We start from the raw sequence: 22,667 nt of genomic DNA, 5'->3' as shown, positions 1-22,667 counted from the left end.
CGGCTTTTTAATTTATATATACATCACACTTAATCTTCATGCACATGGCCCTCGTGCGAATTGTAATCGCCTTGGGTACCACCAGTTTTGTTGTTAATGGCAGCTCGCTCTTCGGCTGAAGCAGTATGTTCTGTATACTGCTTGCCGCTTTCACTATGGGCTGTCATCATATTGGTCATGGCAGCTACGGCTTTATCCGGCAAAAGATCATTCGTTACCATATTTATTTTATTAATTATGCCAGGTACTACTTTATCTGTACCGGCCTGTAAGCCCTCGTAAGCAGCTTCGGCCACTTCCTGCGGGCTGTAGAAAGTCAGCTTTTTATAAGCCATACTATCTAAAGCTTTGGCCTTATGGAAGAAGTCGGTGTCAGTAGCATTCGGCATCAGTGCGGTTAAGGTAACATTGGTATCTTTTACCTCTTGTATCAATGCCTCGGTAAATGATAGCACAAAAGCTTTAGAGGCGGCATACACTGCCATCATCGGCGTTGGTGCTTTTGATAATGATGAAGCCAGGTTCAATATCTTACCTTCATTACGAGCCACCATTTCTTTCAAATAAAACTTAGTTAAGCTCATTAATGCAATCACATCCAGATGCACCAAATCAATATCCCGATCTAAATCCGTATCCACAAACTTACCGAACTCAGCTTGACCAGCATTGTTCACCAGTGCATTAATGGTAATGCCCCATTGAGCAGTTTGCTCGTGTACCTCTTTAGCAGCACCTGGCTTAAACAAATCTTTAGCAATAGTTTTTACTTCAATGTTAAACATCTGCTCAAACTCTCGCGCTACCTCTTCCAATCGCTCATCGCTACGGCTAACAATAACTAAACTATATCCATCGCGGGCAAATACTTTTGCCAGTTCGTATCCTATGCCACTGGTACCTCCGGTAATCAGTGCATATTTATTAATGTTGCTCATTTGATTAACTTTTAATTAATTACTAAGAACTTACAACCGCAATTAGTTTTATTAGGGCTAGCATTATTTACTCATATTTTGTTTAAACTACATCAATCAATGATGAATCCTTCACGATACACCTAAAATTTTTAGCACGCTGTTTCACCTTTGCTCTTTTGGCTTTCATCACAAACCCCTAATTTTGCACGTTCAGAAAAGAGGAGAAGATTTTGGATTATTTACAGGGATTAAATCCGCAGCAGCGGGGCGCAGTTGAGCAAACAAAAGGGCCGGTGATGATTATTGCCGGTGCTGGCTCGGGCAAAACCAGGGTAATTACGTACCGGGTAGCCCACCTCATTCGGAGCGGTGTGGATGCCTTTAACATACTGGTGCTTACGTTTACCAACAAAGCGGCCAAAGAAATGCGCAACCGGATTACCGATGTGGTAGGTCTGGAAGCCAAAAATATCTGGATGGGTACCTTTCACTCCGTATTTGCTAAAATACTACGGGTAGAGGCTGAAAAGCTGGGTTATCCGAGCAACTTTACGATTTACGATACAGACGATAGCAAAAGCGTGCTAAAAGCAGTATTGAAAGAGCTGAACCTTGATGATAAGCTATACAATCCAAACTTTGTATATAATCGTATATCAGCAGCTAAAAACAACCTGGTAGCGTGGCAAGAGTATCAGCAGAATGACCAGATACAAGCCGATGATTTTCAGAGTGGTCGCGGCCAGATTGGTAAGGTTTATGAAATGTATGTGCAGCGCTGCTACCGTGCTGGCGCAATGGATTTTGACGATTTATTGTTCAAAACCAACGAATTATTGAAGCTATACCCTGATGTACTTTATAAATACCAGAACAAGTTTAAATACCTGATGGTGGATGAGTATCAGGATACTAACTTTTCGCAGTACCTGATAGTAAAAAAGCTGGCTTCCATCAATGAAAATATCTGTGTTGTAGGTGATGATGCACAAAGTATTTATGCCTTCCGTGGTGCTAACATTCAGAACATTTTAAACTTCGAAAAAGATTATCCAGATCTGCACGTATTTAAACTGGAGCAGAACTACCGCTCTACCCAAAACATTGTTAATGTTGCGAACAGCATCATCTCTAATAACAAAGAGCAGCTGAAAAAGAACGTCTTTTCAGAAAAAGATCATGGTGATAAAATCAAAGTAAACCGGGCATTCAGCGATAACGAGGAAGGCAAAACAGTAGCCGAGTCCATTATGCAGGAACGTACCACCAGCGGACTGAAGTGGAACGATTTTGCCATTTTATATCGCACCAATGCCCAATCGCGTTCGATGGAGGAAGCTTTACGGAAGCTGAACATTCCTTATAAAATTTATGGAGGACTTTCGTTCTATCAACGTAAGGAGATAAAGGATTTAATTGCTTATTTTCGACTTACTTTCAACCCCAATGATGAAGAAGCACTGAAAAGGGTAATTAACTATCCGCGCCGAGGCATTGGCGACACTACGGTTGATCGCGTTATCCTAAGCGCAGGCCAAAACAATATTACCTTATGGGAAGTAATTCTGGAACCTGCCAAATATTTAGATGGTCGTAGTGCGGGCAGTGTAGGGGTTTTCTCAACACTTATTCAAAGCTTTCAGGTAATTACCAAAACTTTATCTGCTTATGATGCAGCATTGCACATTGCGCAGCATTCCGGCTTGTTGAAAGATTTATATGAAGATAAATCAGTAGAAGGCTTAAACCGGTATGAGAACATTCAGGAGTTGTTAAACGGTATTAAAGAGTTTTCGGAGCGGGAAGATATTGAAGAGAGAGGCTTGGATATTTTTATGCAGGATGTAGCTTTGCTGACCAATGACGATAATGATAAAAACCCAAATGCCGATACAGTTTCGCTCATGACGATACACTCTTCGAAGGGATTAGAGTTTCCGCAGGTGTATGTAGTGGGTTTGGAAGAAAATCTGTTCCCGTCGCAAATGTCGCTTAACTCACGCAGCGATTTGGAAGAAGAGCGCCGCTTGTTTTACGTAGCCGTAACCCGAGCCGAGTATAAATTGAATATCAGCTACGCAACTTCACGCTTTAAATTCGGAACGCTGATTAACTGTGAGCCCAGCCGTTTTCTGGACGAGATTGACCCACAATACTTGGAACTGGATTTCAAAGCCAAACAGAAAAATGACAATCCATTTTTTAATGACGAGCGTACTGCCTGGAGCCGTAACAGCAATAATGGCAACAATGATACTTTTTCAAAGCCTAAGCCACCGGCAGCAGTTAAAACCACTTCGTTGCTGGCTAAAGCTCACGTACCCTCGGCAGGCTTTGCTCCATCAGATACCAACAACCTGCAGGTAGGCATGGAAGTAGAACACGAACGCTTTGGCTTTGGTAAAGTCATTAACTTAGAAGGCAAAAAGCCTGATGTGAAGGCAACAATATTTTTTAAAGAAATTGGCCAAAAACAATTATTATTAAAGTTTGCCAAACTACGCATTGTATAATGCTACTGGCTTATACAAATCACATAAAGGGTTTTACATTTTTATAAGAAGGTAAAACCCTTTACTATAACATTGGTTATCCTATTAACTTTACTGATAGTTATTATTAGTGTACCTTTTCCTACTTAGGCTTACATAAGTTAAACTCTCAGGCAACATCGCCATTAACTATCAGGCATTATTTCCCCAATATGGGCAACGTGTAACACGTTTGTTACCCAACAACTGTAGAATATTTTCAACAATAAACTTAACTAATAGCTACAAAACCAAGCTTTTAGGCTCACAAAGGCTATTATTAGTTAATGGCATAAGCTTTGAATTAATCTTTGCACGCCCTTTCCCCTAAAAATTGTGCGTTTTAACCCTTTATGAGCGATTCAATCAATAACAAAGCAGTAAATTCAGTTGGTACAAATATCCGTACGCTTCGCCATCAGCGCGGTTGGAGCCAGGAGTATATGGCAAACCGATTAGGCATATCCATTCCAGCTTTTTCAAAAATCGAAACCGGCATTACCGATGTCAATTTATCGCGCCTGGAGCAGATTGCCACTATTTTTGAAATTAGTGTAGTGCAGCTATTAGGCCTAGGCTTAACCGAAACTGAAAAGCAATATTCAAGCATGAATAAAGCCCAACAAAAGCTGATTGACCGTGAGGCCGAAATCACCAATCTGCAACGTAAAGTAATTGAACTGTACGAGGAATTACATAGTCGCCATTATATTGCAGTGTAAGCAACAAGCTAGTTGTTTACAAAAACTGACACTTGTGAATGAATTTGACTCATGTGAATTAGACAAATATTCAAACGCATTTCAATATTAAACAGTGGGTTAAATATTTTCCCTATAGATTAACAACACTTTTATTGCCTGCGCTATAACTATATTTTTTGCCAATATTTTGTAGGGATTAACCTTTTTTGGAGTAATAATTGTAATCAGGACTATACACTTTTGTATAGGCCACGATGACTAACTATCTATTATCTATATCTATGAATGATGCTGTTAAAAACAGCACCATTCATGATCCGCAAACCAAATTAAAGGTAACAGTTTGCGATATGCTAAAATCAAAGTTTAAGCCACGTAAAGGTGAAGTGCGCTATTTTGTAACAGCAGGTCAGGAAACTTTAGCTTTCGAAACTCAAGGCTATAAACGCCACCGCAAGCTGCTTATATTACATATGGTGGCTTGGTACTGCATGTACCTGGGGTTAATGGAAGCACAGATACATTCCAGCTTGCCACTCAATTTTAAGTAAAATATTACAAGGCGAATATTTACATACCAGCCCGCTCAGGGTTATGTAACATATCGCTCATATCTACAATTTTATCGTCAATTTCATTAACGCATTTCACCATCATATTAATGCACTCTTCCTGTCCTACTAAACCTTCACGTTCCAGGTTGAGCAACCCTTTAAGCGTAGCAATAGGTCCACGTATTTGGTGAGACAAATAAGAAGAATACTCGGATAGCTTTTTATTCTTGATCTGTAAATCTTTGGTACGCTCATCTATAATTTCTTCCAAGTGGTGATTAATCCTGTCCAGGTTATCCTTTTGTACCGAAATCTCGTTGTTAAGCCCAGTTAAACGCTTGTTAGTTTCCGCTTTGCGTTTTACATTACCTACTAAAAGTACAATAATAAGCCCTAACAATACGGCCAAAATAATATTATACTTCTGCCTCTGGGTAAGGCGTTCTTTTTCCAATTCAAGCTGCCCCTGGTTAAATTTTACTTGGTATATACTTAATGCTGCCGAACTATTGGAATTAAACTTGGTACTATCCTGCTTATAGATATTTTGCAAATAATATAAAGCCCGTTCAAAATTTTTACGTTTAGTTTCTAGTTTATAGCGGGTGGCTAAATAATAACGGGTTAATTTATCACTTTTTACCAGGGTAGAATAGCCATAACCTTCATTCAATACTTTCTCGGCATCACCATAGTTATCTTCTGATAGGTATACATCAGCCAGGTTCAAATCAATTTCGGCTACCAGTTGGTTCAAGTCTAAATCTTTGGCCTGTACACTTGCCCTTTTGTAATAGGATATCGCCCGCTCCTTATCACCCAACTCATAATAGATACTGCCTTTATTCTCCAGCACCATCGTTTTCATCTCTTCATTATTGGCGTGCGATGCAAGTTCATAAATCTTATCATAGCTGCGCAAGGCATTGGTAAAACTTTTTTCTCGTATATAAACGTTACCAAAGTTCATGTAAATAGAGGCCAATACATCACTTTGCTTTAACTTCTTCGATTGGTATAACTCCAGCGCATTGTTCAAATACTCAATACACTTATCATAATCAATATCTTGGTACAGCGATGAGATATTGATATTTACCTCTACCTGCCCGATATAGCTTTTTATATCCTGAAACTTGGTTAAGGCATTTAAATAATCATCAATGGCGTCTTCACTATGCCCTAAATAAAACTGCCCTATACCTCTTACACGATAAGATTCAGCTACTCCTCTTTTGAAATCAAGTTGTTTAGCAAGCTCCAGTGCACGGTCTGCATATTTTACCGTCTGCATGGCATCAGTAAGGCGCACATCAAAAGCATGATTATACAAATTTTCTACCTCGTTAGTGTCTTGCTTTATGCTGTTTTCTATGATACTAGCATATACACTTACTGTAAACAGCAGCAGTATAACACAGGTAAAAATTCTCTTCATCAAAGGGGTATTACGTTTACTAACCTTAAATGTTTTAAATATAGAAATAATATGCTTCAACCGCCTCGGAAAAAAATTTTTATTTTTTTTTCTAAATATTATAAAACTTATTTAAATTTGTAATGTTGAAAGATAATAAGCTATAAAACAAAGATTTAATGTCAATCAAATGATATTATACTTTATATAATTATGCTGTTTTAATAATATTATTACGCAACAATATTGTTTTTGAAAACGTAATAACAAAGAGAGCTTTGGAAGAATTTTATAGCTCGAATGAATATTAAAGATGCATTTAGGCTTATTAGCCAGTGTAAAAAGTTGAAGTGATTTTATAATAAGTACATATAAATAATAAGTAACAACAATAATTAATAAGAACCATGAAAAAGATTTTTGTAATTGCAGCCCTATTCTTAGCTACTGGTGTAGTATCTTCTTGCACTAAAGAAAACAGCGTAAAACCCTCTACCCAGAGCAATGATGTAATTTTAAGTACTGGTGATGCTCGTCCATCAAGCGGCGGTCATGGCAATGGTTGATTTTTAAAAGCCAGTTATTGCTTCCATGCCTAATCATATTGTCGAAAAAAAGCATTTGTAATTGCAGCATTGCTTACAGCTATCAGTGTAGTGTCTTCTTTTACACTAAAGAAAATAGTGTAAACCCATCTACCTAAAGCAACGACGTAATTTTAAGCATTAAGGCAGGCAAGACAAGCCTTGAACAATCAACATTATAGTACACAACTTTATTAAGTTTTATACATTTTTTCACCCCCCAACATTCAATATTATAGTCATGAAAAAGATTTTTGTAATTGCAGCCCTATTCTTAGCTACTGGTGTAGTATCTTCTTGCACTAAAGAAAACAGCGTAAAACCCTCTACCCAGAGCAATGATGTAATTTTAAGTACTGGTGATGCTCGTCCATCAAGCGGCGGTCATGGCAATGGTTGATTTTTAATCACCTACTGTACACTATTACCGTAAAAGGTTTATATCTTTTTTAGTGCTTACTTTAAACCATAGCGCTACTATAACATAGGATTTAACGTAAACTATAGAAACTAGTTACGTTAGCCGTAAAGCAGAGATTAAAGCTGAAAGCATTGCAAGCGAGCAATAAAAAATTCAGGCAAGAATATTCTGCAATTGCTGATGATGATCATTGATAAACATCGGCTTTATTACAAGAACTGTTACATTTATATATAGAGAGTAACAAAGCCGGGGCCTGTATAAGTATAAACAAGCCCCGGCAGGAACTCTGGTAAAAACACCAGTGTTGGTAGCTTGCCTAAAGCTATAAAGAATATGATTTAGCCCATATAGTATGGCTACTTCATAATCAACAGCTTTTTACTGAGTTGCCTGCCACCTACCTCCATTACATAAATGTACATGCCCGCGTTTAGCCCGGTTAAATTGGTGCTGATAATATGATACCCTGAGCTTTCATACTCATCAATAATGCTTTTAACAGCTGCACCATTCATATTGTACAACTTGATTTGTACCCGGCCTGCTTGCGACAAACTAAAACCGATTTGTGTATCACCATGTACCGGATTAGGATAGTTTTGATTTAAACCGATAAGCAGGAGCTTATCTTCAATAGCTTTGTTAATGGCGTCAAACCAAACATAGCTAATCAGTTTATACCCCTCATCATTAGGGTGTATATTGTCTTGGTACAAGCTGCTGTTTCGGCCTATAGCTGTATTAATATCGGCTATATAAACTTTGTATTCTTTAGCTAGCTGCCGGTACAGCCGGTTGATGGCAATTACATAAAAATTAGCATTTTTAAAGAATTGATTGCCTTTATCATTAAAAAACTGCAGCGTACCAATTATCGGTACTAGCTTGTATTTCAATGATTCTTCAATGAAATAACGCATGTTCGCTTCTGTTTCACTGAGCGTCATTTTTTTGTTCACTATGGCTTGTGCATCATTCGTTCCCATCAAAATGAGCACAAACCCAGTACGCCCTTGTATGGCCTGATCAAATCTTTCCCGACCTTGCGTAGTAGTTTCTCCACCAATGCCATTATTCGTCATAGTTACTGTTCGGCCTGTGTAGCATAATGCAATATTTTGTTGCAGGTAATGCTGAAAAGATACCCCGCCTATTCCTTGCACTGTACTGGCTCCAAAGGTGGTCACGTTAATACTATCTTTACTGTAAAACTGAGATGCCGCACTACAACTGGGTGCCTGTGCCCGAACTAGAACACTCCACAAAACAAAAAGCATTAAGCATGTTACTTTCTGATAGCGCATCTGTAATGAGTTAAAAGCTTTATCAGCAGCATGTTGAAAATTTAAATATATTTTTGTACAGCAATTATCTGCCTTTTTATTGAAAATTCAACTACCCAATTAGTATTCAGCAACCGTAACCAGTTTAATTCAAGTTACTTCGTTAATAATAGTACATACCTCTATATTTGCTTTTTACCTCATTGTAAATTATGCAAGTCATTAAGCAATATATTGAAGAGCACAAGCAGCGCATGTTAGATGAGTTGTTTGAATTATTGCGCTTCCCCTCAGTAAGCGCCGATCCTAAATACAAGGCAGATGTACTGAAAACGGCCGAATATACCGCTGCCAAGCTGCGCGAAGCCAGTGCCGATAATGTAGAAGTTTGTCCTACTGCCGGCTACCCTATTGTGTATGGCGAAAAAATTATTGACCCAGCCAAGCCTACGGTATTGATGTATGGGCATTACGATGTTCAACCAGCCGATCCATTGGAACTATGGAAAACACCGCCGTTTGAACCTACCGTACGCGATGGTAAGATTTATGCCCGTGGTGCTTGTGATGACAAAGGCCAGTTTTACATGCACGTAAAAGCTTTTGAGCTGATGATGCAAACCAACACCCTACCCTGCAATATCAAATTCATGATTGAGGGTGAGGAAGAAGTAGGCTCATCCAATTTGGGCATATTTGTGAAAGCGAACACAGAACGCCTGAAAGCTGATGTGGTATTGATTTCAGATACTTCTATGCTGAGCATGGAAACCCCATCACTAGAAACCGGTTTGCGTGGCTTATCTTACCTGGAAGTAGAAGTAACCGGACCGAACCGCGATTTGCACTCTGGTGTTTATGGTGGTGCAGTAGCTAACCCAGCTACCATACTGGCTAAAATGATTGCTTCTTTGCATGATGAGAACAACCACATTGCCATCCCGGGCTTTTATGATGAGGTAGTGCAACTGAGCGATGCAGAGCGCAACGCGTTAAACAGCGCACCTTACAACGAAGAAGAATACAAGAAAGATCTGGATATTGACGAAGTATGGGGCGAAAAGGGGTATAGCACTTTAGAACGTACCGGCACACGCCCAACGTTGGAAGTAAACGGTATTTGGGGTGGCTACATTGGCGAAGGGGCTAAAACCGTGTTACCATCCAAAGCGAATGCTAAAATATCCATGCGTTTGGTGCCAAACCAGAGCTCCGAAAAGATTACCGAATTGTTTACACAGCATTTTCTGAACATTGCTCCGCCTTATGTGAAGGTAAAAGTTACGCCGCATCATGGTGGCGAGCCGGTAGTAACACCTACCGATAGCGTAGCCTACCAAGCCGCTCAAAAAGCCATAACTGAATCGTTCGGTAAAGAACCAATCCCTACCCGGGGTGGCGGTAGCATACCGATTGTAGCTTTGTTTGAAGCCGAGCTGGGTATTAAAACCGTGCTGATGGGTTTTGGATTAGACAGTGATGCGTTGCATTCCCCTAACGAGAAATACGACATTTACAATTATTATAAGGGTATTGAAACTATCCCTTTATTCTATAAGTACTTTGCTGAATTAAGCTAATATTAACTACTTTCATCAACAAGCCGGTAAACTCAAATTTATCGGCTTGTTTGTTTGCAGACTAATACAGTAGCTTAACCATCAGCACACTACATTTTTCGACATAAATTGTAAATTGCCCGTATTATGATGCAATGGGAAAACCTTATTTCGGCCAAGCGCTGGGGTGTTGAAAGCAATGATTTGCAGGATCAGGATAAAGCCCGGTCACAGTTTCAGCGCGATTACGACCGGCTGATATTTTCCTCGCCATTCCGCAGGTTACAGAATAAAACCCAAGTATTTCCACTACCGGGTAGTGTTTTTGTACATAACCGACTTACTCACAGTTTAGAAGTAGCCAGCGTAGGCCGATCATTAGGTACCATATTTTACAACAATCTTAAAAAGCAGGAGCCTAATTTAGATCAGCGCCTTCCGCTAATCAGCGAAACCGGCAACATTGTAGCCGCCGCTTGCTTAGCGCATGATATGGGCAATCCAGCGTTTGGCCATTCGGGCGAATCGGCATTGTCGCGCTATTTTACCGACGGTGATGGCAGGCAGTACCGTCAGCATTTAACCGATGAGCAATGGCATGATCTTATTCATTTTGAAGGTAATGCCAATGCGCTGCGCATCCTTACTCATCCGTTTACCGGTAAGGGGAATGGCGCGTTTGCGTTAACTTACACTACGCTGGCCGCTATTGTAAAATACCCATGCGCTGCTATAGCAGGACATGTCAAAGGCAACATTCATCAAAAGAAATACGGATTTTTCCAATCAGAACAGGCTAGCTTTCAAAAAATAGCCGAAGAGTTGCAGTTGATTAAAACGCAGGATAGTCCACTAATTTACAAACGGCACCCACTGGTTTATTTGGTGGAAGCTGCCGATGATATTTGCTACAGCATCATCGACCTGGAAGATGCCCACCGGTTGAAAATATTATCGTACGAAAAGATAGAAGAGCTTTTATTGCCCATTTGCAACAGCAGCCGATTAGCTGGCTGGCTGAACAGCGAGTTTGAGGATGAAGATGCCAAAGTAGGCTTGTTACGGGCCAAAGCCATTAATAACTTAATTACTGCCTGTTCGCAGATATTTTTGGAAAACCAGGAAGCTATTCTGAGTGGCAACTTCAATCAAAGTTTGACCGACGTTTTACCCGAGCCTTTCGGCGCACCGTGGCAAGCGATTACCGAAATTTCCCGGCAGAAGATTTACAATTATCAGTCGGTTGTGCAAATTGAAGTGGCCGGTTACCAGGTGATGGGCGGTTTGCTGGAAGAGTTTATTCTTGCGTTGCTACATAATGACAACCATTATTATAAAAAGTTAGTGGCTATGATCCCCAAACAGTTTATCAGCAAAAACCCGGGCTTGTACTACCAAATTCAAAGCGTACTTGATTTCGTGTCGGGTATGACGGATTTATACGCGGTAGAACTTTACCGGAACATCAAAGGCATCTCGTTTCCGGCTATTCATTAAGTGTTACAGGTGTTACATGTTTCAGTGTGTAACACCCTGTAACACTGACAAACCATTGGCAGTGGTGGCACTGTTTTGTCAGCGCCTTTTTCCTTTAAGCCGTTGTTGGTGTTCATGCAACTAACCTTTATCTTTTGTAATTTAAGCAAGAAGGTCTGTGAGGACACAGACCTTGGCGGTAAAAAACACTACCGTGATTAGGATAGCTAAAGTAAGTTTCCGCTTATTAACTTTTGTTTGCATATCCATAAGGAGCTTAACTTAACCTGTTACCATCAAAGTCAAACTTGTATTTGCAGTATCCCCAATCGGTAGCCAAGATATAATCTTTCGTAAGTATAAAATCATTTTTGCCTTCTGCAGTTGTAAAGATATCAGCACCACTTTGTTGCCACATAATCTTACCATCTTTATCAATCCGGCTAATATCAATCTCGCCATGTACAATATAATCTTCCATGTACTTGAATATTTCAAAGCAGACCGCCCAATCAGCTTTCGTCTTCCACAATAAATCAAGTTCAGGAAGGGAAAGGCAAAATACCATATCACAGCAACATATAACCATCCGGTCCTGTTCTATAACTTGTGAGCTTCTATGAATACCTATACCACTACCCAAAGCACCTATTAAGACATTCTTTATAAGTTTACCATCTTGATAAAGCTTTATGATATACAACGATGTTGGTTTATAATGGTCTTCATTCAAGTACACCGCATCATACTGTTCTAAGTTATCAGCAGTACCTTCATCGTAAAGAACTGAATTAGCTATCTCAAGGTGATGCAATCCGATGGTAAAGGTTAGCATGGTGCAATCAGTGATGTTCTCAGTAAATATATACTTTCTAAAGCTTTTCAGAAACATAATCGCTGTTCGTAGTTTCTAACTACGAAACTATATGCCCGCAGACTCTAAGCTGCCGAACCCATCAGCTTTTTTCGGTAGTCTGGAGACTACAGGCATAAGCGTACGCAGTCTGGATACTTTGCGCAACGGCGGGAAGTATAGTAATCTTTCCTTACCTTCATGACATGAAGCATCTGCCTTTTGCATGAAAACTACAGTTAAAATTTTATTAGCGTTTGTTGCACTTATGTTAAGTGGCTACCTATGTGAACTAGGCTATGGCGATCCTAGCAATCCAAGATGGCTAGGAATGCTTGAATTTTTTGGTGGAATCCTGTTAGGTATGGCTATCATTGGATATGTATTAGTAAAATTTGTTGATGCAGTCAGACGCTTGTGATATCTGATATCTTATTACGTAGAGTATATCCTATGCCAGCGTATATACAAAAAATACGTTTAGTATAAAATAGTAACATAATCACTACTGCCTTAAAAAGAACCGAGTTTAATCATTCTCCATTTTACCACTTCTTAACCTCTAGCTTTACGCTCACACCCGCCAGTGTTCACATTTCTTTAAAAATTCGGGTTTGACATCAGCACCAATGCCGGGGGTATCATCAATGTTCAGGGAATAGCCGTTGTAAGTAACACCTCCAGTGCAGGGGTCTTCCAGGTGGCCCAGCATACAGGTGTCCATATCAAAAAACTGGATATTAGGACTAGCGTACACCAAATGCAGTTTGGCACTTAAAGCAATGCGGCTTTCCAGCATTCCACCCATCATACAGGGAATGTTGTAATCTTCAGCCAGATCATGAATCTGCAAAGCTTCATAAATACCACCCGATTTGGCCAGTTTAATGTTGATATAATCGCACGAGTCACTTTGTATTTGCTTGCGGGCATCATGGTGATTGTACACGCTTTCATCTGCCATAATTTTCACCGGCGACTGGCGCATCAGTTCGGGCAGCAAATCATCGTACCAGGTGCGCATAGGTTGTTCACAAAAAGCTATGTTCATATCGGCCATGCCCTGCAAAGCCAGTATGGCATCCTCAAAGCTCCACCCCTGGTTGGCATCAATGCGTATCTGCATATCTTCTCCTACCGCTTCCCTGATCTGCCGGATGCGCTCCACATCCTGACGGGCATCTTTACCTAATTTAACTTTCAATATTTTGGCTCCACTTTGCTGAAACTTCCGGGCTTTATCGGCCATTACTTCAGGTTCGGCTATGCCAATGGTTATATCAGTTTCTACCTCCCGGCGGCTACCTTTTAAAAATTGGTATAACGGCAAGCCTGCGCTTTTGGCAGCAATATCATACAGCGCCATATCGAAAGCGCTTTTAATGGTGGTATTACCGGCCGTAAAATCATGCAGTTGTTGCAGGCGCAAGGCTATTTCAAGCGCGTTGGTTCCTTTCCATAAGCGGGCAAATTCGCGTGCCATCACCAAGCAGGTATCCTGCGTTTCGCCGGTAATCATCGGGAAAGCTGAACATTCGCCTACGCCATCAAAACCTGCATCGGTATGAATACGTACAAGCACATTCTGTGCATAGTTCATAGTTCCGGTTGCAATGGTAAACGGCTCCATGGCAATACTGAAGCGGTAAATGTCAATATACTTGATATAAACTTGTTCTTGTACCAATATTAAAATGCTTTATAGATTAAAAACTAAACAATTTGCATTGTTTTTCAATAAAAATAACTCATTTACCCGATTATAGGTTTTAGCAATAACACAAAACCTGTATATTTGCGTTACCCTGATACACTTTTATAGATAGCAATACTTATCATTCCGGCTTAAGCTTTAGAAAGTACAACCTACAAACAGAAGCTCGCCGATAAATTAAACTTATTTAAAAAACTACATGGCACCAAAAGCAATGCCTGCTCCGTTTGATTATAACTCAACCCGTAGTAAACTTTTATTATCTGAATATGGCCGCAATGTACAGAACATGGTGAAGTACATTGTAAACCTGCCTACTAAAGAAGAACGCAACCGTTACGCCAACGTGGTGATTGAACTGATGGGCTTTTTAAACCCGCACCTGCGTGACGTGGCCGATTTTAAACATAAACTGTGGGATCACCTGCATATTATATCTGACTATAAGATTGATGTAGATTCGCCTTACCCTGTGCCCGAGCCCGAAGCTTTGCACATTAAGCCAGATCCATTAACCTACCCGCATCAGCGCATTAAATACAAGCACTATGGCAAAACTATTGAGCTGATGATTAACAAAGCCAAAAGTATTGAAGAACCTGCTCGCCGCCAGCACATGGTACAGGCTATTGCCAACTTCATGAAAATGGCTTATGTACAATGGAACAAAGATTCGGTATCGGATGAAAGCATTCTGGCCGACTTGCGCGAACTATCAAACGGCGAACTGCAACTGGAAGATAACGTAAACCTGAACCGGGTTGAATACCGTACGCCTGTACAAAACACCCGCGGCAATAATCAGCAACGTACCAATAACCAGAACCGGAACAACAATAACAACCAAAACCGGAACAACAACAACAATAATCAAAACCGGAACAACCAGCAGCAGCGCAACAACAATAACAACAACCGCAGCAACAACGGCGGAGCGCGTAAATATTAATAGTGTACAATCAAAAGCTACACTGTTAATTTTAAAAGCAAGCTCCTTGCTTTTGCTATATCCCTGCAAGGTTTTTATAAGATGATAAATCAGTAGAGATAGATAGGTAATGTTTACCTCTTATCTCTACTGATAAGTTTATTTAATTATTTTCCCTATTTAGTATATACGTATTATCTATTAGGTCGTCATAACAATAGTTGTGGTTACGGCATAGTACTCTCCTATTCTCTATTTTCAATACCTTCTTTCCATAGCTGATTAAGCCGTATGAACAGCCATTGTCATAAAGAAAGAATAGTCCTTCGTGTCAACCGGATTCGAATAGTAAACTGCTTTGACCTGTAATTAACGAAGTTTAACTACTTTTGGCTGATCAATTGATCTGACCCATAATACAGATAAACATGTCTATTACCACCAACGAAGAGTTAGCAGGAATGAAAGCAGTAAGTGAACTGGTAGCACTTACATTAAGGCAAATGATTGATTATGCCAAGCCGGGAATGACCGCAAAGGAGTTGGATGATTTTGGCGGTTTAATTTTAGAAAAACATGGCGCAACTTCTGCTCCTATAAAAACCTACAACTTTCCGGGCCATACTTGTATTAGCATTAATAAACAAATTGCCCATGGTATCCCTACGGCAGAAACCATATTAAAAGAGGGCGATCTGATAAACATTGATGTTTCGGCTGAACTCAACGATTACTGGGCCGACAATGGGTGTTCTTTTGTTTTAGGTAAAGATGAACATGGTCATCAAGCCCTCGTTGATGCTTCGAAAGAGATATTGCGCAAAGCCATCAGCAACATTAAAGGTGGTGTACGCGTGTCTGACATTGGTCTGATTATCGAAACAGAAGCGAAAAAGCGCGGATATACCGTTATAAAGAATTTAACCGGGCATGGCGTGGGCCGGAGTTTACATGAAGCGCCTCACGAAATTGCTAATTATCGTGATCGTTTTAACCTGCAACGTTTCAAGAAAAACTCAGTAGTAGCTGTAGAAACCTTCATTTCAACCGCATCTACTATTGCAGAAACGCAGCAGGACGGATGGACGCTGGTTGGGAACAAGGGCGGCTACGTAGCACAACACGAGCATACTATTCTAATTACCAGTGGCGAACCCATTATCTTAACTGAAAATAACGGCGTTTGGTAGGTATTAGGCAGCTGCAGATATATACTTAACCAAACTACGTTTAGCTATGGGCAGCAAAGTTTGCTCTAGCGGAAAAGTCATATCGCTTTTTACATAATACATGGCGGGATTAGGCAAGTGCTTGTGTTGCTTGATCAGGTTTTGCTTTACACTTTCTGGGGTATTTACCAAGCTTTGCTCATAGGTATCTATTAGCTTAATGTTGATGCCGCGGTAGTTATCGTCTTTACCTTCAAATAAGGTTACTTGGTATTCATAAACCCAGTTAGTAGTTTCTTTACCGTTGCGCAGGGTAAAGTAGCCACTACAAGGTTGTAACGGCACTAGCCCTATGGTGTCTATATCTAAACGGCTCTCTACAAAATCATATAACTCCCGCCCGTTTTTCAAGGTAGGGTCCATTTTGCGCAAGGCATAGGTAATAATTTGCTCTATCTCCTGCATGGTATAATCATCCTGCACTATTTTCTGGTACGTGAGTTTTACCGCATCTATATCTGCTTTGCTTAACCGTTGCGAAAAGTTTTGCTGCAACAACGTTTTATGCTTTTTAAAATCGAGCAGGTTGTTGTAGTGCAGTACCAAGTCAGATAAATTAGGGTATAACTGGTTGCTGCTGAAGTAGCGGTTAATTTCCTGCAAGTAATCCAGCAGTACGTACTTTTTATATTCAAAATCTACCCGACCTTCAATAAACCAATTAGTGCTTAATGATTTCATGCGTAAACCCCTTCTTGAATGTGTAATTTAAAAATAAAAACGTCACTTTTGCAACATGCCTGCCGGAACGTTATATCTTATCCCGGTTCCGCTTGCTGATGATGCCGCGGTCCAATCCTTCACCCCTTACCTGGTACAAACCATTAACCAGTTGACCGAATATATTGTTGAGAATGAAAAAACAGCCCGCAAGTTTTTAAAACAAGCCGGCCTTACCATTCCGCAAAGTCAGCTGATTATACATGACTACGGCAAACATCAGCGTGATAATGATATCAATAGTTTTTTTACCGGTTTGACTGCCGGCCGCGATGCAGGTTTAATGAGCGAAGCGGGTTGCCCTGGTGTGGCCGACCCTGGTGCCGATATTGTAGCCGAAGCGCACCGCAGAGGTATTAAGGTAGTGCCATTGGTTGGTCCCAGTTCTATTTTGCTGGCACTGATGGCATCCGGTTTTAACGGACAAAGTTTCACCTTTCATGGCTATCTGCCTATTGATAAAGTGCAGCGCAGCAAACGCCTGAAAGAACTGGAAGGCCAAGCCGAACGCTGGAGTCAAACACAGCTGTTTATTGAAACCCCTTTCCGTAACAACCCATTGCTGGAAGAAATACTAAAAACCTGCAAACCAACTACCCGCTTGTGTATTGCTTGTAACCTTACCGCTTCTGATGAAATGGTACAAACACGTACCGTTAGTGAGTGGAAAAAGCATACGCCTGATTTACACAAGCGGCCTACCATATTTTTATTGTACAAAGCTTAAATATCAATTGAGTTATAGGATAATTTTGCAAAAGGCTTGATGAAGCTTAAGCTGTAAAACATTTTTTTACAACTATAGTGGAACTTGTAAGTTAATAGGTACATTCCCATAGTAAAGATACACGCTTATGAAACCCGCTTTACAAGGCCCTGCTCCGGTGCTCATTGTAGGTGCTGGCCCATCCGGCCTGATGATGGCAGCCCAGCTTTTACGCTACGGCATACAACCCATTATTATTGATAATCGGCCTGGCCCTACCCAGCACTCTAAAGCGTTGGCAGTGCAAGCCCGTTCATTGGAAATTTACCGGCAATTGGGTATTGCAGATGCCGTAATTCCTAACGGAAAGCCTGCGCAGGGTTTGCATTTTAATGTAGGTGGCAAACCTAAAGCCACGTTTCCGCTGCATGATATTGGTGAGGGCTATACGCCTTATCCATTCATTCACATTTATCAGCAGCACAAGAATGAACGTGCGTTGGTTGATTATCTTACGCAAAACAACTGCCCGGTTTACTGGAACACTACGCTTACTACTTTACAACAAGGTACCGGTGTAGTAAGCGCCACTTTAAAGCTGGCAGAAGAAGAATATCACCTTACCTGCAACTGGCTTATTGGCGCTGATGGCGCACATAGTACCGTAAGAAAGCAATTACAAATACCTTTTACCGGCGATACTTATACCCACCAATTTTACCTGGCCGATGTAGTGCTGGATGAGGTTGATGACTTTGTAAACCTATATTTATCAAGCAGAGGATTTACTGCATTTTTCCCGATGCCGGAAGCCGGAGCTTACCGTGTTTTAGGCAACCTGCCAGATCAATTAGCCCAGAAGGTTGATTTAGCCTTAAATGATGTACTGCCCCGAATACAACGAATTACCAGAAAGCCATTGCAAGTACAACAGGTAAACTGGTTTACAACTTACCGCCTGCACCACCGCATGGCCGATGAGTTTCAGCAAGGGCGCTGTTTTTTGATTGGCGATGCCGCGCACATTCATTCGCCGGTAGGTGGGCAAGGCATGAACACCGGCTTGCAGGATGCTTATAACTTGGCCTGGAAGCTAGCCGGCGTTATCCGGAAGCAATTACCCTCTACCATACTCAGCAGCTACCAAGCAGAACGAATGCCTATAGCCGAACAACTGCTTAAAACAACTGATCGGGCTTTTACACTCGTGATGTCTCGCCATTGGTGGGCTCGCGTATTTAAAAGATGGATACTCCCACTACTATTAAAACGAGCATGGAAAAGCCCCAAGCTACGTTTTACTTTTTTTAAGCAGATATCACAAACCGGCATCAGCTATGTACATAGTCCGCTTAGCTTACACCTCAGCCATTTGCAAGATATTAAGGCTGGCGATCGTTTGCCTTACTTTACCATTTATGATGACAAGAACCAGCAGGAAACTGATTTGCATGCCTGGTGCAATACGCCCGGTTTTACCTTAATTACCCTAGGCCAGGTACAGGAACAACCAATGCTCAACCTTACCCAATGGCTTACACAAAACTATCCGGATAGACTGCACTATCATCACCTGTCGCCCTCGGTTAAAAATCAACAAGCGTTTAATGCTTTCGAAATAAGCCCAGGTCAAGCTAAGGCTGTTATTGTAAGACCCGATTTGTACATCGGCCTGTTATCAGATACCTTAGATGTTGAGATATTAGACAACTACCTGCGTAATGTAGTCGGCTTGGTTAGCCTAAAAAGCTAGTTACAGGCGTTTAGCCGTTTTACCATAAACAACAAAAGCCGCACTGATGAGTGCGGCTCTTGTTGTTAGGTTAGCGTATTAGCGTCACGCTGCTTACTTTAACTGTTTCATAATTTCAGCAACAGCTCTATCCAACTGCGGGTCTTGGTTATTCAGCCTATCCACAAAGCCGGTTTTTACATAGATGTCCGGTTTTACACCCTCATGCTCAATGTCTTTACCATCCAACGTGAAACAGCCCCAGGCCGGCAGGCGCACGCTTGAGCCATCTACCAAACCGTGGGCGCTGGTAAAGATAATCCAACGGTAAGTTTCTGTACCGATGACTTTACCCAAGTTCAGGGCCTTAAAGCCAGTGGCGGTCATTTCACCATCACTTAAGGTTTGCTCATTAATCAGCAAGATGATCGGTTTAGCTGCCGGAGCAAAGTTAGGCTGCTGCGTACGTTGCCCGCCACGATACTGCCACTGCAGATAAGGCTTTTGCGACAAAAAGTTCAGCACCGCATCATGCACATTACCGCCGGTATTGTAGCGCAAATCCAATATTAATGCATCTTTTTGGTAAGCATCATCTACCATATCTTCCAGAAAGCTAGTTAAAGCACCGCCACTCATATCTTTCATGCAGGCATAAGCTATGCGGCTGTTGCTTTTCTGGTTTACCTGGTGGCGGTTATTATCAATCCATTCATCATACAAGTTATCTTTAAACTCTGCCGAAGTTTCCGGATGCACTTTCACGGTAACAGGTTTACCGGCACGCTCAAAAGTCAGTTCCAGTTCATCATCTAACGATGGTTTGGTAAAGTAAGCATTACGGTCTTGCTGCTCGTTTACAGTCATACCGTTTACGGCAGTAAGTCTATCGCCAGGTTGTACCGCTACGTTTTTGTAATCGGCATGGCTGCGTTTTAACACTTCAGCTACGGTGTAAGGATGCTCATTGCTAAACACGATACCAGTTTCCATAGTGCGGTAGCGTAAATTGGTACGCTCCTCAGTACCTATAGAGTTAAAGCCTTGATGCGATGAATTTAGTTCACCCAGCATATCATTCAACAGCAGGCGCAAGTCGGCACGATTGGTTACGTAAGGTAAAAAAGCTTTATAACGGTCGTGCATGGCCGCCCAATCTACATGGTGAAAGTTGGGGTCGTAATAGTTTTCATCTAACACAGCCCAAGCTTCATCAAATATTTGTGAAAACTCACCAGCCAGGTTACGGTCGAACGTGTAGCTGGCATCCAGTTTATCTACCTTGTTTTGGTCGAGGCTCAGCTTATAAATATTACCATTGGCCAGCATGTAGTAGCGGTCGCCACTAGGTACGATGGCAAAATCCCGAACATCGGCACCAGCTACTTTCTCGGTTTTATTTTTCTCGAAAGGCTCAATGGTAGTACGGTAAACAGCAGGACGACCTTCGGCATGGTTAGACAAGTAGTACACCATAGTTTTAGCGCCTTTTTGTATCACATAAGGCGAACCCTGCTGACCAAACCACGGACTGATTTGCTCCAGCCTTTTCATTAGCTCATCGGTATCAATAGCAATGCTGGCCGGCGCTTTAGGTACTGGGCGCTCGGACACAGGCTTGGCTGGTGCTTCCGGTTTTTTCTTATTGTTGTTGGCTGGCGTGGTTGGTGTCTCCTCTTTCTTTTCTTCCTTAAACAAATCGCGGAACTTGTTCAGTTTAAAATCTTCATCCAGCTTTTGCAGCGCTACCCGGTAAATGTGCTCATCACCAGCACCCAACGGATATTCAGGTTTTGTGCGCGATGAAGCAAAGTAAATGTACTTTCCATCAGGCGACCAAAACGGTTCGGCTTCCGTAACTCCTGTATTGGTTAGGTTGGTAGTTTTACCAGTGTTAATGTTATACACAAAAACATCCTGCTCAAAATTGCGGTGAGCTGTGTAAAGCACATATTCGCCATTCGGTGAAAAATACGGCTGTGAATCTTCAAAGCCCCATATTTCATCTTTAACAATCGTTTTACTGGCTAACGTTTTCAGGTCAATTGTCCGCACTTCATCGCGCCCGCTTAAGTAAACACCTTGGGTATGGGCTTTATTTACTTCCAGTTTTCGGTTGCTTCGCTTATCGCTGGTAATTTGCTTTTCTTTACCGCTACCATCAGCAGCAATGGTGTACCAATTTACATAACCATCTAACGTCTGGCTAAATATCAATCCGCGGTTATCCGGCAGCCATTTCACTTCCGTAACCCGCTCGCTATTACTGCGCTCAATATGTTCAATAAATTTACCTTCAATATCGCTCACGAACAATTCACCACGCGATACGAAAGCTATTTTCTTGCCATCTGGCGAGGCATCCATCGCTTCAATATGCCCGGCAATATCAAACTCCTGCGCTTTAGGCAATACATCATTACGGAACAATGAAAAATTCAGCTTACGGGTTTGCTTCGAGGCTACATCATACACATATAACTGGTAATCTTTTTCAAATACCACCCGGTTGCCGCTGGCACTTACAAAAGGTCGCTTGATAGAAGAATTAAAATGCGTTAAAGGCGTTTTTTTACCATTGATGAAAGTGTACAGGTTATACTCTTCATTGTTTTCGTCAGATACAAAGTAGATATTGCCTTTACCATCAACCGTAGTCCAAAAATCTTTACCTATCCAGTTGGTGTATTGTTTGTAAGCTTTGGTTTTAGGGTTGTAAGATTGTATGTCCGGATTGTAATCGCCTTTGTAATGCTTACGTTGCGAAAAGTTGTAGCTTTCCCACGTGTTACTGAAAAACAACTCGCCGGTTTGTGGATGCTCTACCACGTCATGTATGGTATTAAAGTAATTACCAAACAAACGCAGCGGCGTACCCCCAGTACGGCTTACACTATAAGCACCGAAACGGTTGTACCGGCTTGAGGTAAAATAAACAGTTTTTGAATCCCAGCTCCAGGAGTCCACTTCATCACTGGCTTCATGGTAGGTTAATTGTTTGATAGCACCACCAGCTAAAGGCATTACATAAACATCATTATTACCAAACTGGTTGGATGAAAAAGCCAGCCATTGCCCGTCGGGCGATACCCGCGGGTTGGTTTCCTGCCCCTGCATAGCGGTTAAGCGTACCGCAGCCTGACTGTTCACATCGGCTTTCCACAAATCACCTTCATAACTGAAGATCACCGTATTGCCATCGGGCGTTAATGTAGGATAAGAAGTAAAGTAAACTTCCTGGCTTTGGGCCTTTACCGTATAGGCCGAGCATAGGGCAGCTAGAAATAACAAGTAGCGTTTTTTCATGTTAAGGATTTAATTAGGGGTGTGCCT

General features: G+C 41.3%; 20 protein-coding genes. 12 read left to right on the top strand and 8 right to left on the bottom strand.

Annotated elements, in window-relative coordinates; translation table 11 throughout:
* Window positions 1-29: 29 nt before the first annotated feature.
* A complete protein-coding gene (locus HH214_RS13305) occupies window positions 30-938 on the bottom strand; it encodes an SDR family NAD(P)-dependent oxidoreductase (protein ID WP_169608375.1) in 909 nt (302 codons plus the stop codon).
* 212 nt (window positions 939-1,150) lie between these two features.
* Between HH214_RS13305 and HH214_RS13300 the strand changes: the two genes are divergently transcribed.
* From HH214_RS13300 to HH214_RS13290, 3 genes are all read left to right on the top strand, one after another.
* A complete protein-coding gene (locus tag HH214_RS13300; RefSeq protein WP_169608373.1) occupies window positions 1,151-3,433 on the top strand; it encodes an ATP-dependent helicase in 2,283 nt (760 codons plus the stop codon).
* A gap of 371 nt (window positions 3,434-3,804) precedes the next feature.
* Entirely contained in the window at window positions 3,805-4,173 is a 369-nt protein-coding gene (locus tag HH214_RS13295) for a helix-turn-helix domain-containing protein (protein ID WP_169608371.1), read from the top strand.
* Between the two features lie 263 nt (window positions 4,174-4,436).
* On the top strand, window positions 4,437-4,706 hold the full coding sequence (locus HH214_RS13290) for a hypothetical protein (protein ID WP_169608369.1): 270 nt from the start codon (window positions 4,437-4,439) through the stop codon (window positions 4,704-4,706).
* Between the two features lie 19 nt (window positions 4,707-4,725).
* On the opposite strand, the gene HH214_RS13285 is transcribed toward HH214_RS13290, so the two are convergent.
* Window positions 4,726-6,147, bottom strand: a complete 1,422-nt coding sequence (locus HH214_RS13285) for a tetratricopeptide repeat protein (protein WP_169608367.1) — start codon at window positions 6,145-6,147, stop codon at window positions 4,726-4,728.
* Window positions 6,148-6,533: 386 nt separating this feature from the next.
* Between HH214_RS13285 and HH214_RS13280 the strand changes: the two genes are divergently transcribed.
* Both HH214_RS13280 and HH214_RS13275 read left to right on the top strand, forming a co-directional pair.
* On the top strand, window positions 6,534-6,692 hold the full coding sequence (locus HH214_RS13280; RefSeq protein ID WP_169605380.1) for a hypothetical protein: 159 nt from the start codon (window positions 6,534-6,536) through the stop codon (window positions 6,690-6,692).
* Window positions 6,693-6,951: 259 nt separating this feature from the next.
* Window positions 6,952-7,110 carry a hypothetical protein gene (locus HH214_RS13275; protein ID WP_169605380.1) on the top strand — a complete coding sequence of 53 codons (159 nt, stop codon included), beginning with the start codon at window positions 6,952-6,954 and terminating at the stop codon, window positions 7,108-7,110.
* Window positions 7,111-7,490: 380 nt separating this feature from the next.
* Here the strand turns inward: HH214_RS13275 and HH214_RS13270 are convergent, their stop codons facing one another.
* Window positions 7,491-8,321: a GDSL-type esterase/lipase family protein gene (locus tag HH214_RS13270; protein ID WP_169608365.1), complete on the bottom strand. Its 831-nt coding sequence runs from the start codon at window positions 8,319-8,321 to the stop codon at window positions 7,491-7,493.
* 308 nt (window positions 8,322-8,629) lie between these two features.
* On the opposite strand from HH214_RS13270, the gene HH214_RS13265 reads away from it, so the two are divergent.
* Window positions 8,630-9,997 (top strand): dipeptidase, encoded by a 1,368-nt coding sequence (locus tag HH214_RS13265; RefSeq protein WP_169608363.1) that lies wholly within the window; start codon window positions 8,630-8,632, stop codon window positions 9,995-9,997.
* Between the two features lie 129 nt (window positions 9,998-10,126).
* Complete coding sequence (locus HH214_RS13260; protein WP_211166391.1) at window positions 10,127-11,473, top strand: deoxyguanosinetriphosphate triphosphohydrolase; 1,347 nt, start codon at window positions 10,127-10,129, stop codon at window positions 11,471-11,473.
* Between the two features lie 256 nt (window positions 11,474-11,729).
* Here the strand turns inward: HH214_RS13260 and HH214_RS13255 are convergent, their stop codons facing one another.
* Together HH214_RS13255 and HH214_RS13250 are read right to left on the bottom strand one after the other, a co-directional pair.
* Complete coding sequence (locus tag HH214_RS13255) at window positions 11,730-12,287, bottom strand: hypothetical protein (protein WP_169608360.1); 558 nt, start codon at window positions 12,285-12,287, stop codon at window positions 11,730-11,732.
* Window positions 12,288-12,374: 87 nt separating this feature from the next.
* Window positions 12,375-12,533, bottom strand: a complete 159-nt coding sequence (locus HH214_RS13250) for a hypothetical protein (RefSeq protein ID WP_169608358.1) — start codon at window positions 12,531-12,533, stop codon at window positions 12,375-12,377.
* On the opposite strand from HH214_RS13250, the gene HH214_RS13245 reads away from it, so the two are divergent.
* Window positions 12,532-12,726, top strand: a complete 195-nt coding sequence (locus tag HH214_RS13245; protein ID WP_169608356.1) for a hypothetical protein — start codon at window positions 12,532-12,534, stop codon at window positions 12,724-12,726. The genes HH214_RS13250 and HH214_RS13245 overlap by 2 nt on opposite strands.
* Window positions 12,727-12,879: 153 nt before the next feature.
* Here HH214_RS13245 and HH214_RS13240 read toward each other — a convergent pair whose 3' ends face one another.
* Window positions 12,880-13,935 carry a mandelate racemase/muconate lactonizing enzyme family protein gene (locus tag HH214_RS13240; RefSeq protein ID WP_169611150.1) on the bottom strand — a complete coding sequence of 352 codons (1,056 nt, stop codon included), beginning with the start codon at window positions 13,933-13,935 and terminating at the stop codon, window positions 12,880-12,882.
* A gap of 283 nt (window positions 13,936-14,218) precedes the next feature.
* On the opposite strand from HH214_RS13240, the gene HH214_RS13235 reads away from it, so the two are divergent.
* Together HH214_RS13235 and map are read left to right on the top strand one after the other, a co-directional pair.
* The gene (locus tag HH214_RS13235) at window positions 14,219-14,968 is read left to right on the top strand and encodes a DUF4290 domain-containing protein (protein ID WP_248282096.1); all 750 of its coding nucleotides are present in this window, start codon (window positions 14,219-14,221) and stop codon (window positions 14,966-14,968) included.
* Between the two features lie 407 nt (window positions 14,969-15,375).
* Window positions 15,376-16,137, top strand: a complete 762-nt coding sequence (gene map / locus HH214_RS13230; RefSeq protein ID WP_169608355.1) for a type I methionyl aminopeptidase — start codon at window positions 15,376-15,378, stop codon at window positions 16,135-16,137.
* Between the two features lie 3 nt (window positions 16,138-16,140).
* On the opposite strand, the gene HH214_RS13225 is transcribed toward map, so the two are convergent.
* Window positions 16,141-16,857 (bottom strand): hypothetical protein, encoded by a 717-nt coding sequence (locus HH214_RS13225; RefSeq protein WP_169608353.1) that lies wholly within the window; start codon window positions 16,855-16,857, stop codon window positions 16,141-16,143.
* 55 nt (window positions 16,858-16,912) lie between these two features.
* Here HH214_RS13225 and HH214_RS13220 point away from each other — a divergent pair, with 55 nt between their 5' ends.
* Window positions 16,913-17,623: an SAM-dependent methyltransferase gene (locus HH214_RS13220; protein ID WP_169608352.1), complete on the top strand. Its 711-nt coding sequence runs from the start codon at window positions 16,913-16,915 to the stop codon at window positions 17,621-17,623.
* A 127-nt stretch (window positions 17,624-17,750) separates the two neighbouring features.
* Window positions 17,751-19,355, top strand: a complete 1,605-nt coding sequence (locus tag HH214_RS13215) for an FAD-dependent monooxygenase (protein WP_169608350.1) — start codon at window positions 17,751-17,753, stop codon at window positions 19,353-19,355.
* Between the two features lie 93 nt (window positions 19,356-19,448).
* Here HH214_RS13215 and HH214_RS13210 read toward each other — a convergent pair whose 3' ends face one another.
* Window positions 19,449-22,640: a S41 family peptidase gene (locus tag HH214_RS13210; RefSeq protein ID WP_169608348.1), complete on the bottom strand. Its 3,192-nt coding sequence runs from the start codon at window positions 22,638-22,640 to the stop codon at window positions 19,449-19,451.
* Between the last annotated feature and the right edge of the window lie 27 nt (window positions 22,641-22,667).

Source organism: Mucilaginibacter robiniae, from assembly GCF_012849215.1.
In the GTDB taxonomy this organism is placed as follows: domain Bacteria; phylum Bacteroidota; class Bacteroidia; order Sphingobacteriales; family Sphingobacteriaceae; genus Mucilaginibacter; species Mucilaginibacter robiniae.
Note: the sequence above shows the minus strand (reverse complement) of the source record. Positions and strands in the feature narration are given on the sequence as shown.